The following is a 14,580-nucleotide window of genomic DNA, read 5'->3' as shown; positions in this document are numbered from 1 at the left end:
GGTTTACGGCGTGTCCTGCAAGCCCACACCGCCCCGCCATCCCAAGGAATGCCTGCTTTTGCCGTTGCTGTTGCCTTGGCTTGAAGCCTCTGCAGGTGCAGGGCGCAGCCCTGCCGAACCACCCTCACTCCGCGACGTGCTCGACCTGCCGTGGCTCCGGCTTGGTATCGGGCAGCTGCCAGAAGATCATCGTCGAAGTCAGCGTGATCGCGCCCACGCACAGGAACGTCGCATGCAGCGCCGCGGTCGCGCTGTTGCTGTCCAGGTGGTTGCCGAACGCGGCCAGCAGGCTGCCCGCAGCGGCGGCACCGAAACCAGCGGCGAGCATCATCACCATCGACAGCAGGCTGTTGCCGGAACTGGCGAATTCGCGGTCCAGGTCGCGCAGGGTCACGGTGTTCATCACGGTGAACTGCAGCGAATTGACCGCACCGAAGAACGCCAGCTGCAGCAGGCGCCAAGCCAGGTGTTGGCCCGGTGTCATCAGGATGAAGCTGGCCATCGCCAGGCCGACCAGCACGGTGTTGACCATCAGCACGCGGCGGTAGCCGTAGCGCTCAACCAGCTTTACCGCCAGCTTCTTCGACACCATGCCGGCCGCTGCCACCGGCACCATCATCAGGCCGGCGTTCATCGGGCCCAGGCCCAGGCCGACCTGCAGCAGCAGCGGGATCAGCATCGGCATGGCGCTGCTGCCGATGCGCGAGAACAGGTTGCCGAGGATACCGATGCGATAGCTGGGCACGCGGAACAGGGCCAGCGAGAACAAGGGAGCGGTGGAGTTGGCGGCGTGCAGCCAGTAGCCCACCAGCGCAGCCAGGCCGGCCACGGTCATCAGCATCACCAGCGCATGTGGCGTGCCGAGTCCAGCGATGCCGTCCAGCGCCAGTGACAGCACCACCATCGCGAAGGCCAGCATGATGTAGCCACGCAGGTCGAAGCGGGTGCGATGGCTGGCGTAGTGGTCGGGCATGATCTTCATCGCGGCGATGAAACCGATCACGCCGATCGGCAGGTTGATCAGGAACACCCAGTGCCACGAGGCGATCTCGACCAGCCAGCCACCCAGCGTGGGACCGATCAACGGGCCGACCAGCGCGGGGATGGCGATGAAGCTCATCGCGCGCAGGAAATCCTCGCGCGGCACCGAACGCATCACCGCCAGGCGACCGACCGGCAGCAGCATCGCACCGCCGATGCCCTGCAGCACGCGCGCACCGACCAGCTGGTGCAGGTGTTGGGCCAGCGCGCAGGCCAGCGAGCCGAGGGTGAACAGGATGATCGCCACCAGGAAGGTGCGGCGGGTGCCGTAGCGGTCAGCGATCCAGCCGGAGGCGGGAATGAAGGTGGCCACCGCCAGCGCATAGCTGAACACCACCGACTGCATCTGCAGCGGGCTTTCGCCCAGGCTGGCGGCCATCGCCGGCAACGCCGTGTTGACGATGGTCGAGTCCAGCATCTGCATGAAGATCGCCAACGAAACCAACCACAGCAGGGGGCGCTGGCGGTTGTAGGTCGATGGCGATGTGGACATGGGGCGCGGCCGGTGCAGCGTTGGGGAGACCATGATCGCGCACTGCGGGTCACGGCGCGATCAACATCGCGCCGCAACCGCATGCGCAAGGTTCAGCGCTGGCTGTGCGCGTGCACCGCGTCGACCAGCACCTGCACGTGCGCCGGGTCCATGTCCGGCGACATGCCGTGGCCAAGATTGAACACATGGCCCTCGCGCGAACCACCGTTGCCCGCGGCATAGGTGTCGAGCACGCGTGCGGCAGCGGCGGCGATCGCATCCGGCGAGGCGTACAGCGTGGTCGGGTCGAGGTTGCCCTGCAGGGCAACGCGGCCACCGGTGCGGCGCATGGCCTCGTCCAGGTCCAGCGTCCAGTCCAGGCCCAGCGCATCGGCGCCGGTCTGCGACAGCGCTTCCAGATGCAGGCCGGTGCCCTTGCCGAACAGGATCAGCGGCGTGCGCTCGCTGCCTTCGCCACGCTCCAGGCCCTCGGCAATGCGCTGCAGGTAACGCAGCGAGAACTCGCGGTACATCGACGGCGACAGCACGCCACCCCAGGTGTCGAACACCTGCAGCGCCTGCGCACCAGCCGCACGCTGCGCGCCGAGGTAGGCGATCACCGCTTCAGTGGTGATCTCCAGCAGGCGGTGCAGGGCCTGGGGGTGGTTCAGCGCCATCGCCTTGATGCGCGCAAAGTCCTTGCTGCCGCCGCCTTCCACCATGTAGCAGGCCAGCGTCCACGGGCTGCCGGAGAAGCCGATCAACGGCACCTGGCCATCCAGTTCGCGGCGGATCAGGCGCACCGCGTCCATCACATAGCCCAGGTCCTGTTCCATGTCCGGCACGGCCAGCCTGGCGATGGCCGCTTCATCACGCACCGGGTGGCGGAACTTCGGGCCTTCGCCTTCGACGAAGTACAGCTCCAGGCCCATCGCGTCGGGAATGGTGAGGATGTCCGAGAACAGGATGGCCGCGTCCAAGGGGAAGCGGCGCAGCGGCTGCAGGGTGACTTCGCAGGCGATCTCCGGATTCTTGGCCATGGCCAGGAAGCTGCCGGCCTTGGCCCGGGTCGCGCGGTACTCCGGCAGGTAGCGGCCGGCCTGGCGCATCAGCCAGACGGGGGTGCAGTCCACCGGTTCGCGGCGCAGGGCGCGCAGCAGGCGATCATTGCGGAGAGGGCTGGTCACGATGGGCATTCCTTGGACGAAAGTTGGCAGCGGCGTCAGTCGCCGTGCGAAAGGATCTGGAAGCCGCGATGCAGTTCGGCATCGCGGGCCTTCTCGAAAGCATGGCGGGCTTCGTCGGCCTGCAGGAACAGCTCGCGCCGCAGCTGCGAGCGGGCACCGACGCGGCCGCTTTCGCGCAGCAGTTCCCAGCCGCCGAACAGATCCGGCTGCAGGCTCAGGCGCAGGAAGCGCGGTGCCTGCGCACCGGCGTCGGGATGTTGCAGGTAGACGTGCATGGCGCCGATTGTATCGCCCTGGGGCGGCACGGACCTGTAGAGCCGAGCCCACGCTCGGCTGCGCTTCATGCCGCAGCACAATCCGTCAGCGCCGGGCCATGCCCGGCGAACGCGGAAAGGTCAGCCCGCGCCCAGCACCTTCAGCACCGCCGCCTCATCCACGTCCGGCACCACCTCGGCACGGCCCATGCCGCGCCACAGCACCAGGCGCAGGCGGCCGGCCACGTTCTTCTTGTCCAGCCGCATGCGGCCGAGCAGGGCCTGTGGGTCCAGCCCGGCCGGAATCGCCACCGGCAGGCAAAGGCGTTCCAGAAGCGACTGCAGGCGCGCGCGGTCGGCATCCTCGGCCAGGCCCAGGTGGGTGGACAGCTTCGCCGCCAGCACCATGCCCACCGCTACGGCCTCGCCGTGGTTCAGCGCATCGCGGCCCGGGGCCGAGTAGCCCTGTTCGGTCTCGATGGCATGGCCGAAGGTGTGGCCCAGGTTGAGCAGGGCACGCTCGCCCTTCTCGAACGGATCGCGCTCGACGATGGCGGCCTTGTGCCGGCAGCTGCGCGCGATGGCTTCGGAAAGCACGTTGTCTTCACCGGCGATCAGCGCATCGGCATGCTGCTGCAGCCATTCGAAGAACACGGCATCGCCCAGCGCGCCGTACTTCACCACTTCGGCCAGGCCGGCACGCAGTTCGCGCGGCGGCAGCGTAGCCAGCACGCGGGTATCGGCAATGACTGCGCGCGGCGGATGGAAGGCGCCGACCAGGTTCTTGCCGGCCGGAATGTCGACCGCGGTCTTGCCGCCCACCGACGAATCGACCATCGCCAACAGGGTGGTCGGCAGCTGCACGCAGTCCACGCCGCGCATCCAGCAGGCGGCTGCAAAACCGGCGAGATCACCGACCACGCCGCCGCCGAGGGCGAACACGCAGGCGTCGCGGGTGGCGCCAAGCGCGGCCAGTGCTTCGATCGCACGGCCGAACTCGGCCAGGGTCTTGGAGGCTTCGCCTGCGGCCAGCACGTGCTCGCCGACGATCAGGTCGGGGCGTGCGGCCAACAGCGTCTGCTTCACGGCGTCCAGATAGCGTGGGGCCACTTCGCTGTCACTGAGCAGCAGCACGTGGCGGCCGCGAACATGCGAGGCCAGCGCAGCGCCGTCGGCCTGGGCACCGGGGCCGATGGTGATGGTGTAAGGGCGGTCGCCGCCAACGGCGACCTGCAGCAGGGCGGGGGAAGTCATGCGGTCAGGTCCTGGCGCTGCCATTGCGTGGCCAGCTTGACCACCAGGTGGGCGGTCGCGTCGGCAGCGGTATACGGGTCGGTATCGAGGGTGAGGTCGGCCAGTTCGCGGTACAGCGGGTCGCGGTGTGCGGCCAGATCGTGCAGCACCTGCTCGCGGTCCGGGCGCTGCAGCAGCGGCCGGCCCTTGTCGCGGGCCAGGCGTTCCAGCTGCGCGGCCACGCTGACCCTCAGGTAGACCACGAAGCCGCGCTGGGCGATCAGTGCACGATTGCCAGGATCCAGCACCGCGCCGCCACCGGTGGAGACCAGCTGGCCGCGGCCTTCCAGCACGCGCGCAAGCGCCTCGCGTTCATGGTTGCGGAAGCCGGCTTCGCCGGAGTGCTCGAAGATGGTCGGGATGCTGGCGCCGGCGGCATCGACGATGGCCTGGTCGACGTCGACGAAGTCCAGCGTGAAGCGCTCGGCCAGGCGGCGGCCGATGCAGGTTTTGCCGGCGCCCATCGGGCCGATCAGGATCAGGTTCGGAGCAGGATTCATGCTCTCTGATGCTAACACCTCCGTGCCCTGGCCTTTACGTTCTTCACGTCAGGGTAGGCGTTCCTGCGGGGTCTCCCGCGCCAGCCGGAGTACAGGCCATGACGGTCGCCAAGGTCATCGAAATCACCGCCTCCTCGCCGAAAAGCGTGGAGGACGCCGTGCGCAGCGGGCTGAAAAAGGTCTCCGAGACGGTCAAGGGCATCCAGGGCGCCTGGGTGAACGAGACCAAGGTGGTCACCAATGGCAGTGGCGAGATCACCGAATGGCGGGTCAACCTGCGGGTGACCTTCCTGGTGGAATAGGCGCGCTCAGCGCACGTCCTGCACCTGTCGCTGGCCGTCCAGCACCACTACGTGGTCGGCCAGGGCGGGCAGGGCACGCAGCGCCTGGCGGCTGACCCGCTCGTAATACTGCACGAAGCGCTCCAGCTGTGGCCGGCTCATGCCGTGCCGGCCCGGCTGTGCGGCCTGCAGGTTCTGCTCCTGCTGCCAGCGCCAGCGTGGTACCACCGAGAAATCCGGTGGCTGCAGGAACCACAGGCGGTCGCAGCGCTGCCACAGCGCAGGATAGTCGCGGGCCAGCGCCTGGTTGCACCAGCGCCGCCAGCGGCCATCGGCGTCGGCCTCCCGTTCCAGCGCGTTCAACGGGCTGTCCAGCGCGTCGTCATCCTGCGCAGGCGTGCCCAGGAACCAGCCTTCGAACACCAGCAGGTCCAGCGGTTGTTGCAGCTGCGGCCATTGCGCTTCGGGCAGGCGTTCATCGGCCAGCTTGTCGAAGCGCGGCATCGCGAAGGGCTGGCGTGCGGCCACTGCATCCAGTACCGCGTGGGCCAGCGGCAGGTCATGGGTGCCAGGCGGGCCGCGGGTGATCAGCAGTGGGTGCACCTGGCGGGCCAGCCGTTGGCGCTGTGCGCGGGTCAGGTAGACATCATCGATCGACAGCGTGGCTGCGTTCAGGCCGCGTGCCTGGGCGCGGGCCACCACCTGCGCGGCCAGCGTCGATTTGCCGCTCCCCTGCAGGCCGCTGATCGCCAATACTGGAACTGCTGCGCCGCTGCCCAGTGCATCGTCCAGCACCTGTTCGGCCAATGTTTCGGGGAATCCTTTCACCTGGGGCATATACGCAGCAGCGGCCATGCAGCCACAATAGCCCAATCCGTGTGAGAAGAACGCAATCATGAGCGACCTGTACGCCGAAGCCCTGTCCACGTTTGCCGGCCTGTTTGAAGAGGCCAAACAGAGCCGCGAGGTCGAGCCGAACGCGATGACCGTGGCCACTGCCGATACGCACGGCCGCCCCTCGGCACGTACCGTGCTGCTGAAGGCGTTCGATGAGCGTGGCTTTGTCTTCTACACCCATCTGGACAGCCACAAGGGCCAGGAACTCCATGCCAACCCGCAGGCCGCGCTGCTGTTCCTGTGGCGCAGCCTGCGCGAAGCCGGCATCCAGGTGCGCATTGAAGGCCGTGTGGAGCAGGTTGCCGATGCCGAGGCCGACGCCTATTTCGCCAGCCGCCCGCGGATGAGCCAGATCGGCGCCTGGGCCTCGCAGCAGTCGAAGACGCTGGCAACGCGTGAGGAATTCGATGCGCGCGTGGCCGAGGTCGAGGCCCGCTTCGAGGGCAAGGACGTGCCGCGCCCGGAGGGCTGGAGCGGCCTGCGCGTGGTGCCCGACCGCATCGAGTTCTGGTACGGCGCGCAGTTCCGCCTGCACGAACGCTGGTGCTATGAAGCCGGTGCCGAAGGGCGCTGGAGCAAGCGCCTGCTGTATCCGTAAGGCTGGCCGGTGCAACGCCTGCCGCTGTACCGCGTGGTGGTGTTCGTGCCGCCGGCAGCCCTGGACGCGGTGAAGCAGGGCATCCTCGCGGTGGATGCGCTCGTGGCCGGCGACTACGAGCACGGGATGTGGTGGTCGGCGCCGGGATTCGAGCAGTTCCGCCCACGCGCGGGGGCGTCGCCCGTGCAGGGTGAGGCGGGCCACACCGAAGTGGCCGACAGCGTGCGCCTGGAGTTCTGCCTGGCTCGGGATACGCAGCGGCTGCAGCGCATCTTGGAGCATGGCATCGTGCCGCATCATCCGTGGCGGGTGCCGATGGTGCAGGTGGAGGAGATCGAGCTGCTGCTGGCCGGCGGGCTGCCGTTGTAGAGCCGAGCCCATGCTCGGCTGCTGCTCCGACGCATGAGGCAGTCGAGCAGGGCTCGACTCCACGAGAGCAGGCTGTCGCAAATGGACCGGCTTGCTTCATCTGCGAGCAGGCTCATAACCGGCACACTCCGACGGATGATCTCGACTTCCGGAGTTGCCATGCCCTCCTGGCGTTGCCTGTTTGCGTTGCCGCCGCCGCGTCACGGCGTGGAAGCGTTCCTGCTGTTGCTCGCCCGCATCGTCGCCGGTGTGATGTTCTGCGTATCCGGCTGGAACAAGGTTTTCACCGATGCGGGCCGCGAGCGCATGGTGCATACGCTGGTGGGTGCGGGGATTCCGTTTCCGGTGTTCAGCGCGCCGGTGCTCGGTGTGATCGAATGGATTGCGGGTGGACTGCTGGTGCTGGGCCTTTTGAGCCGCCCCTCGGCCCTGCTGCTGGCGGCGATCTGCGCGGTGGCGGCGCTGACCGATGGTATCGCGCGCATTCCTGCGGGACTGAGCGTGCCGGATTGGTTGAGCTGGTTCTTCTACCTGAGCGAAGTGCCGCTGGGCGTACTGCTGCTATGGATTGCCGCAGTGGGGAGTGGACGGTTCGCGATCGAAGCTCGTTGGGTGCCTTGAACATTGAGTGAAGCGGAGGCAATTGAATGCGGATGAATGATCTGATCCAGCGCGTGATTCGCGCGTACCCGGATCGTCGGAATCCTGATTGCGCTTCGGCGGCCGACGTCATGTGTCGCTTGGGCGTTGATCCTCACTGCGATATGTGGATGTTCTACATGGCAGTCAATGGCGCGCTGCCTGCTGTGAGCGGCAAGCCTGACTTGCTGCGAATGGTTGGTCCTGGAATTCCGAAAATTCCAGACCAGGCTGAGTACATTCGGGATCGTTACGAGCTCCCTGCGGATTTTCTTCCGCTGTCATCTGACGAAGGTGAGGGGATGTATTTGTACGATGTGCGAACGCAGGAGGTACATGATTACTACCTGGCTCGGCACGATCAGTTTCTTTCAGGTGAGACCCCTGCCCGTTGGAAGAACTTCGTAGATTTCATTGCTTGGTACATCAACAATGATGATCGGGCTGCTTAGCTGAAGCAGTCGAGCAAGCTCGGCTCTACAACCCCTCCGCGCGCAGCCAGCGCCATAGCGTGGTGCGTGATACGCCCAGCGCCTGTGCCATGCCCTCGCGGTCATTGCGATGTTCCTGCAGCAATGCTTCCAGCTGCGCACGCGGCGGGCGTTTGCCGTTACTTTCCAGCGGCAGTGCCGTCGCGCCTTCGCTTGCCAGCTCGGGCGCAAGCTGCAGCAGTCGCGAAGCATCAATAGGCCCTTCAGCCGGCTGCCAGTGGATGCGCAGGCGATCCACCAGATTGCGTAGTTCACGCACGTTGCCGGGCCACTCGGCCGTGGTCAGTACCGCCAGTGCATCCTCATCCAGTGGTGCGTCAATGCCACGCAGCTGGCGGAAGAAGTGCTGTGCCAGCAGCGGAATGTCCCCGCGCCGGGCACGCAGCGAGGGCAGGGCGATGCGCAGCGCCGCCAGCCGGTAATACAGGTCGCGACGGAAGCTGCCTGCTGCTGCGCGCTGCTCCAGCGATTGCAGCGTGGCGGCTACCACGCGCAGGTCGACCGGCGTCGGTTCGGTGGCGCCCACGCGCAGCACTTCACGTTCTTCCAACACCCGCAGCAGGCGGGTCTGCAACGGCAGCGGCAGCTCGCCGATCTCATCCAGGAACAAGGTGCCCCCGTCTGCGGCTTCAACCAGGCCGACGCGTCCGCCGCGACGTGCGCCGGTGAAGGCACCATCGCTGTAGCCGAACAGTTCTGCCTCCAGCAGCGATTCGCTGATCGCACCGCAGTTCAGCGCGACGAAACGCCCACGACGACCACTTACGGCGTGCAGCTGGCGCGCGACCAGTTCCTTGCCGGTGCCGGTTTCGCCACTGACCAGCACGGTGCTGTCGTGCGGTGCATAGAGCGCAATCTGTGCGCGTACCTGTGCCATCGCATCGCTGTCGCCGAGCAGTTCATGCGCGTCGCCACGTACTGCCGGGCGCCGGCGTGGGGTGGATCGGTTGCCACTGGAGCGGGCCAGCGTCTGGGTCAGTTCCAGCGCATGCTCGAACGCCTGCCGCACCGAGTCGGCCGAGTACAGCAGCACGCCAGGCAGGCCGGCCTGTTCGGCGTGGTCGATGGCCATGCCGGTGCCGACGATCACTTCGATGCCATTGGCGCGCAGGTCGGCAATGCAGTCGCGCGCATCCTCGCGGGTGACGAAACGGCGATGCTCGATATCCAGGCCGAAACTCTGCTGGAAGTTGCTGAACACCGGTACGTCGCTGGCGTGGGTGACCAGGCCGATGCGGCTGGCGATCCGTCGTGCCCGGGCCAGCGCCTCCATCAGATCGAAGCCGTTGGCCTGGATCGGCACCAGCGGCAGCTCCAGCCGGCTGCGCAGCCAGGCGGCATTGGAGCCACCGGCGATCACCACGTCGCAATGCTCACGGCGCAGGCGCTGCCCGATCACATCCACCGCTTCCTCGAAGCCGAGGTTGATCTGTTCGATACGCGCGCGGCGGTCGAACTCCGGAATGACGTCGCCGAGCAGGCCGGTCAGCCGCGAGACGCTGACGGTCCAGATCACCGGACGGCCGGGATCGGCATCGGTGTGGCGCAGGGGCGAGCGGGGCAGGTACATGGTGGCTCGGACCGGGAAGGGTGTTTCATGATACATCTGTTTCAGTGTTTCATATGTTTCACTGATGCGGGTCAGTCATCCCCGTGAAATCAAGCGCTTGCAGGTTGGCATGGTGTTTGCGCCTACACACACGATCTCCAACCTGGATTGCCGCATGACCGCTTCCACTCCTTTCTCCGCCGGTGCCCGCTTCCGTGAGGCGCTGGCTGCCGAATCGCCGCTGCAGGTGATCGGCGCGATCAACGCCAACCACGCCCTGCTGGCCAAGCGCGCCGGCTTCCGCGCCATCTACCTGTCTGGTGGCGGTGTTGCCGCCGGCTCGCTGGGCCTGCCGGATCTGGGCATCAACACCCTGGAAGACGTGCTGGTGGACGTGCGCCGCATCACCGATGTCTGCGACCTGCCGCTGATGGTCGACATCGACACCGGCTTCGGCCCGAGCGCGTTCAACATCGCGCGCACCGTGAAGTCGCTGATCAAGGCCGGCGCGGCCGCCTGCCACATCGAGGACCAGGTCGGCGCCAAGCGCTGCGGTCACCGTCCGGGCAAGGAGATCGTGTCGCAGGGTGAAATGGTCGACCGCGTGAAGGCGGCCGCCGATGCCAAGACCGATCCGGACTTCTTCCTGATCGCGCGCACCGACGCCATCCAGGTGGACGGCGTGGACAAGGCCATCGAGCGCGCCATCGCCTGCGTCGAGGCCGGTGCCGACGGCATCTTCGCCGAGGCCGCCTACGACCTGGACACCTACCGCCGCTTCGTCGACGCGGTGAAGGTGCCGGTGCTGGCCAACATCACCGAGTTCGGCGCCACCCCGCTGTTCAGTCGCGATGAACTGGCTTCGGCCGGTGTTGCCATCCAGCTGTTCCCGCTGTCGGCCTTCCGTGCCGCCAACAAGGCCGCCGAGAACGTCTACCAGGCGGTGCGCCGCGATGGCCACCAGCGCAACGTGGTGGAGACCATGCAGACCCGCGAAGAACTCTACGACCGCATCGGCTACCACGCGTTCGAGCAGCAGCTCGATGCACTGTTCGCCGCCAAGAAATAAGCAGTACCCTGCACCATCAAGTTTTCGGAGGGAAACATGAACGATACGACCGCAACCCCGACCTTCAAGCCGAAGAAGTCCGTCGCCCTGTCCGGCACCGCTGCCGGCAACACCGCGCTGTGCAGCGTGGGCCGCAGTGGCAACGACCTGCACTACCGTGGCTACGACATCCTGGACCTGGCCAACACCAGCGAGTTCGAGGAAATCGCCTACCTGCTGGTGCACGGCAAGCTGCCGACCCGCGCCGAGCTGGTTTCCTACAAGGCCAAGCTGAAGTCGCTGCGTGGCATTCCGGCCGCGGTGAAGGCCGCGCTGGAAGAGCTGCCGCCGTCGGCGCACCCGATGGACGTGATGCGCACCGGCGTGTCCGTGCTTGGCTGCGTGGCGCCGGAGAAGGACGATCACAACCACCCCGGCGCGCGCGACATCGCCGACAAGCTGATGGCCTGTCTCGGTTCGATGCTGCTGTACTGGTACCACTGGAGCCATAACGGCCGCGCCATCGATGTGGAAACCGATGACGACTCGATCGGTGGCCACTTCCTGCACCTGCTGCACGGCGAGAAGCCGCAGGAGTCGTGGGTGAAGGCGATGCACACCTCGCTGATCCTGTATGCGGAACACGAGTTCAACGCCTCGACCTTCACCTGCCGTGTCATCGCCGGTACCGGCAGTGACATGTACAGCGCGATCTGTGGTGGCATTGGTGCCCTGCGCGGTCCGAAGCACGGTGGCGCCAACGAAGTGGCGTTCGAAGTGCAGAAGCGCTACGACACCCCCGATGAGGCCGAGGAAGACATCAAGGCCCGCGTCGAGCGCAAGGAAGTGGTGATCGGTTTCGGCCACCCGGTCTACACCGTCTCCGATCCGCGCAACAAGGTGATCAAGGACGTGGCCCGCGAGCTGTCCGAAGAACAGTCCAGCATGAAGATGTACGACATCGCCGAGCGCCTGGAATCGGTGATGTGGGACATCAAGAAGATGTTCCCGAACCTGGACTGGTTCAGCGCCGTCAGCTACCACATGATGGGCGTGCCGACCGCGATGTTCACCCCGCTGTTCGTGATCGCCCGCACCGCCGGCTGGAGCGCGCACATCGTCGAGCAGCGCATCGACGGCAAGATCATCCGCCCGAGCGCCAACTACATCGGTCCGGAAGACCGCGACTTCGTCGCCATCGACAAGCGCGTCTGATCCACCTGCTGTACCCATCCGGCCGGCCGCGTGCCGGCCGGATGCTTTCGCCGCCGCACCGCCGGCACCCGGCCCGCCTCAAGCACTCCGCCAGCCCATGAATATCGATTACCGCAAGAACCTCCCCGGCAGCGCGCTGGACTATTTCGACGCGCGTGCCGCTGTCGATGCGATCCAGCCCGGCGCCTACGCCAACCTGCCGTACACCTCGCGCGTGCTGGCCGAGAACCTGGTGCGCCGCTGCGATCCGGCCACGCTCAGCGATTCGCTGAAGCAGCTGATCGAGCGCCGTCGCGACCTCGATTTCCCGTGGTTCCCGGCGCGCGTGGTGTGCCACGACATCCTCGGCCAGACCGCACTGGTCGATCTGGCCGGGTTGCGCGATGCGATCGCCGACAAGGGCGGCGACCCGGCCAAGGTCAATCCGGTGGTGCCGGTGCAGCTGATCGTCGATCACTCGCTGGCGGTGGAGTGTGGCGGTTTCGATCCGCAGGCGTTCGAGAAGAACCGCGCGATCGAAGATCGTCGCAATGAAGACCGTTTCCACTTCATCGACTGGACCAAACTGGCCTTCGAGAACGTGGACGTGATTCCGCCGGGCAACGGCATCATGCACCAGATCAACCTGGAGAAGATGTCGCCGGTGGTCTACGTGCAGGACGGCGTGGCCTTCCCGGATACCTGCGTGGGCACCGACAGCCACACCCCGCACGTGGATGCACTGGGCGTGATCGCAATTGGTGTTGGCGGCCTGGAAGCAGAGAACGTGATGCTGGGCCGCGCGTCGTGGATGCGCCTGCCCGACACCGTCGGTGTCGAACTGAGTGGCCGCCCGCAGCCGGGCATCACCGCCACCGACGTGGTGCTGGCCCTGACCGAGTTCCTGCGCAAGGAGCGCGTGGTCGGAGCCTGGCTTGAATTCTTCGGCGAGGGTGCTGCGGCACTGACCATCGGTGACCGCGCCACCATCTCCAACATGTGCCCCGAATACGGTGCCACCGCCGCGATGTTCTACATCGACGCACAGACCACCGATTACCTGCGCCTGACCGGCCGCGAGGAATCGCAGGTGGCGCTGGTGGAAAACTATGCACGCACCACAGGCCTGTGGGCCGACGACCTGGCCACCGCGCAGTACGAGCGCGTGCTGCGCTTCGACCTGTCCAGCGTGGTGCGCAACATGGCGGGCCCGTCCAACCCGCACAAGCGCGTCGCCACTTCCGAGCTGGCCGAGCGCGGCATCGCCGACGAGGCCAAGCTGGCAGCGGGCAAGGCCGAGCAGGCGCAGGGCCTGATGCCGGATGGCGCGGTGATCATCGCCGCCATCACCAGCTGCACCAACACCTCCAACCCGCGTAACGTGATCGCCGCCGCACTGCTGGCGCGCAAGGCCAATGAACGTGGCCTGCTGCGCAAGCCGTGGGTGAAGTCCTCGTTGGCGCCCGGCTCGAAGGCGGTGCAGCTGTACCTGGAAGAGGCCGGCCTGCTGCCGGACCTGGAAAAGCTGGGCTTCGGCATCGTCGCCTTCGCCTGCACCACCTGCAACGGCATGAGCGGCGCGCTCGATCCGGCCATCCAGCAGGAGATCATCGACCGGGACCTGTACGCCACGGCCGTGCTGTCGGGCAACCGCAACTTCGATGGCCGCATCCACCCGTATGCGAAGCAGGCTTTCCTGGCGTCGCCGCCGCTGGTGATCGCCTATGCCATCGCCGGCACCGTCCGCTTTGATATCGAGAAGGACGTGCTGGGCGTGGACGCCGATGGCAACGAGGTGCGCCTGAAGGACATCTGGCCGAGCGATGCCGAGATCGACGCGGTGGTGAAGGCCTCGGTGAAGCCCGAGCAGTTCCGCAAGGTCTACAACCCGATGTTCAACGTACGCGTGGAGAACGGTGCCGCGGTCAGCCCGCTGTACGACTGGCGCCCGCAGAGCACCTACATCCGCCGTCCGCCGTACTGGGAGGGCGCACTGGCCGGTGAGCGCACGCTGGCCGGCATGCGCGCGCTGGCGGTGCTGCCGGACAACATCACCACTGACCACCTGTCGCCGTCCAACGCGATCCTGGCCTCCAGCGCTGCCGGCGAGTACCTGGCGAAGATGGGCCTGCCGGAAGAGGACTTCAATTCCTATGCCACGCATCGCGGTGATCACCTGACTGCGCAGCGCGCCACCTTCGCCAATCCGAAGCTGTTCAACGAGATGGTGCGCAACGACGATGGCAGCGTGAAGCAGGGTTCGCTGGCGCGCGTGGAGCCGGAAGGCAAGGTGATGCGCATGTGGGAAGCGATCGAGACCTACATGGAGCGCAAGCAGCCGCTCATCATCATTGCCGGTGCCGACTACGGCCAGGGCAGCTCGCGCGACTGGGCCGCCAAGGGCGTGCGCCTGGCCGGCGTGGAAGCGATCGTGGCCGAGGGCTTCGAACGCATCCACCGTACCAACCTGATCGGCATGGGCGTGCTGCCGCTGGAGTTCAAGCCGGGCACCACCCGCCTGACCCTGGGCATCGATGGCACCGAGACCTTCGACGTGGTGGGCGAGCGCACCCCGCGCGCCGACCTGACCCTGGTCATCCACCGCCGCGACGGCCAGGACCTGATCGTGCCGGTCACCTGCCGCCTGGACAGCGACGAGGAAGTGGCGATCTACGAGGCGGGTGGCGTGCTGCAGCGCTTTGCCCAGGATTTCCTGGAAGGCGCCAAGGTGGCGTGATACCGGCCTGAATGCCTGCCCCCGGAGTCC

Annotated in this window: 15 protein-coding genes; 8 read left to right on the top strand and 7 right to left on the bottom strand. The window is 66.7% G+C overall.

Annotated features, from left to right (window positions below):
• Positions 1 to 124 precede the first annotated feature (124 nt).
• The 5 genes from mdtD to ARC63_RS05510 all read right to left on the bottom strand — a co-directional run bounded on the left by mdtD (position 125) and on the right by ARC63_RS05510 (position 4,747).
• The gene (gene mdtD, locus ARC63_RS05530; protein ID WP_057502752.1) at positions 125 to 1,534 is read right to left on the bottom strand and encodes a multidrug transporter subunit MdtD; all 1,410 of its coding nucleotides are present in this window, start codon (positions 1,532 to 1,534) and stop codon (positions 125 to 127) included.
• A 92-nt stretch (positions 1,535 to 1,626) separates the two neighbouring features.
• Positions 1,627 to 2,709, bottom strand: coding sequence for a uroporphyrinogen decarboxylase (gene hemE, locus ARC63_RS05525; RefSeq protein WP_057502751.1), 1,083 nt, complete (start codon positions 2,707 to 2,709; stop codon positions 1,627 to 1,629).
• Positions 2,710 to 2,735: 26 nt separating this feature from the next.
• Positions 2,736 to 2,975, bottom strand: coding sequence for a WGR domain-containing protein (locus ARC63_RS05520; RefSeq protein WP_019336384.1), 240 nt, complete (start codon positions 2,973 to 2,975; stop codon positions 2,736 to 2,738).
• 120 nt (positions 2,976 to 3,095) lie between these two features.
• Positions 3,096 to 4,208 carry a 3-dehydroquinate synthase gene (gene aroB, locus ARC63_RS05515; protein WP_057502750.1) on the bottom strand — a complete coding sequence of 371 codons (1,113 nt, stop codon included), beginning with the start codon at positions 4,206 to 4,208 and terminating at the stop codon, positions 3,096 to 3,098.
• A complete protein-coding gene (locus tag ARC63_RS05510) occupies positions 4,205 to 4,747 on the bottom strand; it encodes a shikimate kinase (RefSeq protein WP_057502749.1) in 543 nt (180 codons plus the stop codon). Before ARC63_RS05510 ends, aroB begins: the two co-directional genes overlap by 4 nt.
• A gap of 98 nt (positions 4,748 to 4,845) precedes the next feature.
• Between ARC63_RS05510 and ARC63_RS05505 the strand changes: the two genes are divergently transcribed.
• The gene (locus ARC63_RS05505) at positions 4,846 to 5,049 is read left to right on the top strand and encodes a dodecin family protein (protein ID WP_005410663.1); all 204 of its coding nucleotides are present in this window, start codon (positions 4,846 to 4,848) and stop codon (positions 5,047 to 5,049) included.
• 6 nt (positions 5,050 to 5,055) lie between these two features.
• Here ARC63_RS05505 and ARC63_RS05500 read toward each other — a convergent pair whose 3' ends face one another.
• Entirely contained in the window at positions 5,056 to 5,883 is an 828-nt protein-coding gene (locus ARC63_RS05500; RefSeq protein ID WP_043399110.1) for a kinase, read from the bottom strand.
• Positions 5,884 to 5,923: 40 nt separating this feature from the next.
• Here ARC63_RS05500 and pdxH point away from each other — a divergent pair, with 40 nt between their 5' ends.
• From pdxH to ARC63_RS05480, 4 genes are all read left to right on the top strand, one after another.
• On the top strand, positions 5,924 to 6,523 hold the full coding sequence (gene pdxH / locus ARC63_RS05495; RefSeq protein ID WP_057502748.1) for a pyridoxamine 5'-phosphate oxidase: 600 nt from the start codon (positions 5,924 to 5,926) through the stop codon (positions 6,521 to 6,523).
• 9 nt (positions 6,524 to 6,532) lie between these two features.
• Positions 6,533 to 6,892, top strand: coding sequence for a YqfO family protein (locus tag ARC63_RS05490; RefSeq protein ID WP_057502747.1), 360 nt, complete (start codon positions 6,533 to 6,535; stop codon positions 6,890 to 6,892).
• Positions 6,893 to 7,051: 159 nt separating this feature from the next.
• Complete coding sequence (locus ARC63_RS05485; RefSeq protein ID WP_057502746.1) at positions 7,052 to 7,513, top strand: DoxX family protein; 462 nt, start codon at positions 7,052 to 7,054, stop codon at positions 7,511 to 7,513.
• Between the two features lie 32 nt (positions 7,514 to 7,545).
• Entirely contained in the window at positions 7,546 to 7,983 is a 438-nt protein-coding gene (locus ARC63_RS05480) for an SMI1/KNR4 family protein (RefSeq protein ID WP_228354704.1), read from the top strand.
• A 25-nt stretch (positions 7,984 to 8,008) separates the two neighbouring features.
• On the opposite strand, the gene prpR is transcribed toward ARC63_RS05480, so the two are convergent.
• On the bottom strand, positions 8,009 to 9,592 hold the full coding sequence (gene prpR, locus ARC63_RS05475) for a propionate catabolism operon regulatory protein PrpR (protein WP_057502744.1): 1,584 nt from the start codon (positions 9,590 to 9,592) through the stop codon (positions 8,009 to 8,011).
• Between the two features lie 154 nt (positions 9,593 to 9,746).
• Between prpR and prpB the strand changes: the two genes are divergently transcribed.
• From prpB to acnD, 3 genes are all read left to right on the top strand, one after another.
• On the top strand, positions 9,747 to 10,640 hold the full coding sequence (prpB, locus tag ARC63_RS05470; protein ID WP_010482769.1) for a methylisocitrate lyase: 894 nt from the start codon (positions 9,747 to 9,749) through the stop codon (positions 10,638 to 10,640).
• Positions 10,641 to 10,676: 36 nt separating this feature from the next.
• Positions 10,677 to 11,834, top strand: coding sequence for a bifunctional 2-methylcitrate synthase/citrate synthase (gene prpC, locus ARC63_RS05465; RefSeq protein ID WP_010482770.1), 1,158 nt, complete (start codon positions 10,677 to 10,679; stop codon positions 11,832 to 11,834).
• Positions 11,835 to 11,931: 97 nt separating this feature from the next.
• Complete coding sequence (gene acnD / locus ARC63_RS05460; protein ID WP_057502743.1) at positions 11,932 to 14,550, top strand: Fe/S-dependent 2-methylisocitrate dehydratase AcnD; 2,619 nt, start codon at positions 11,932 to 11,934, stop codon at positions 14,548 to 14,550.
• Positions 14,551 to 14,580 lie beyond the last annotated feature (30 nt).

It is taken from the genome of Stenotrophomonas geniculata ATCC 19374 = JCM 13324 (assembly GCF_001431625.1).
Classification (GTDB): domain Bacteria; phylum Pseudomonadota; class Gammaproteobacteria; order Xanthomonadales; family Xanthomonadaceae; genus Stenotrophomonas; species Stenotrophomonas geniculata.
Note: the sequence above shows the minus strand (reverse complement) of the source record. Positions and strands in the feature narration are given on the sequence as shown.

What these genes read in the sequence shown, in the direction of transcription:
- mdtD (WP_057502752.1), bottom strand. Translation starts at nt 1,534, where the DNA reads ATGTCCACATCGCCATCGACCTACAACCGCCAGCGCCCCCTGCTGTGG.
- hemE (WP_057502751.1), bottom strand. Translation starts at nt 2,709, where the DNA reads ATGCCCATCGTGACCAGCCCTCTCCGCAATGATCGCCTGCTGCGCGCC.
- ARC63_RS05520 (WP_019336384.1), bottom strand. Translation starts at nt 2,975, where the DNA reads ATGCACGTCTACCTGCAACATCCCGACGCCGGTGCGCAGGCACCGCGC.
- aroB (WP_057502750.1), bottom strand. Translation starts at nt 4,208, where the DNA reads ATGACTTCCCCCGCCCTGCTGCAGGTCGCCGTTGGCGGCGACCGCCCT.
- ARC63_RS05510 (WP_057502749.1), bottom strand. Translation starts at nt 4,747, where the DNA reads ATGAATCCTGCTCCGAACCTGATCCTGATCGGCCCGATGGGCGCCGGC.
- ARC63_RS05505 (WP_005410663.1), top strand. Translation starts at nt 4,846, where the DNA reads ATGACGGTCGCCAAGGTCATCGAAATCACCGCCTCCTCGCCGAAAAGC.
- ARC63_RS05500 (WP_043399110.1), bottom strand. Translation starts at nt 5,883, where the DNA reads ATGGCCGCTGCTGCGTATATGCCCCAGGTGAAAGGATTCCCCGAAACA.
- pdxH (WP_057502748.1), top strand. Translation starts at nt 5,924, where the DNA reads ATGAGCGACCTGTACGCCGAAGCCCTGTCCACGTTTGCCGGCCTGTTT.
- ARC63_RS05485 (WP_057502746.1), top strand. Translation starts at nt 7,052, where the DNA reads ATGCCCTCCTGGCGTTGCCTGTTTGCGTTGCCGCCGCCGCGTCACGGC.
- ARC63_RS05480 (WP_228354704.1), top strand. Translation starts at nt 7,546, where the DNA reads ATGAATGATCTGATCCAGCGCGTGATTCGCGCGTACCCGGATCGTCGG.
- prpR (WP_057502744.1), bottom strand. Translation starts at nt 9,592, where the DNA reads ATGTACCTGCCCCGCTCGCCCCTGCGCCACACCGATGCCGATCCCGGC.
- prpB (WP_010482769.1), top strand. Translation starts at nt 9,747, where the DNA reads ATGACCGCTTCCACTCCTTTCTCCGCCGGTGCCCGCTTCCGTGAGGCG.
- prpC (WP_010482770.1), top strand. Translation starts at nt 10,677, where the DNA reads ATGAACGATACGACCGCAACCCCGACCTTCAAGCCGAAGAAGTCCGTC.
- acnD (WP_057502743.1), top strand. Translation starts at nt 11,932, where the DNA reads ATGAATATCGATTACCGCAAGAACCTCCCCGGCAGCGCGCTGGACTAT.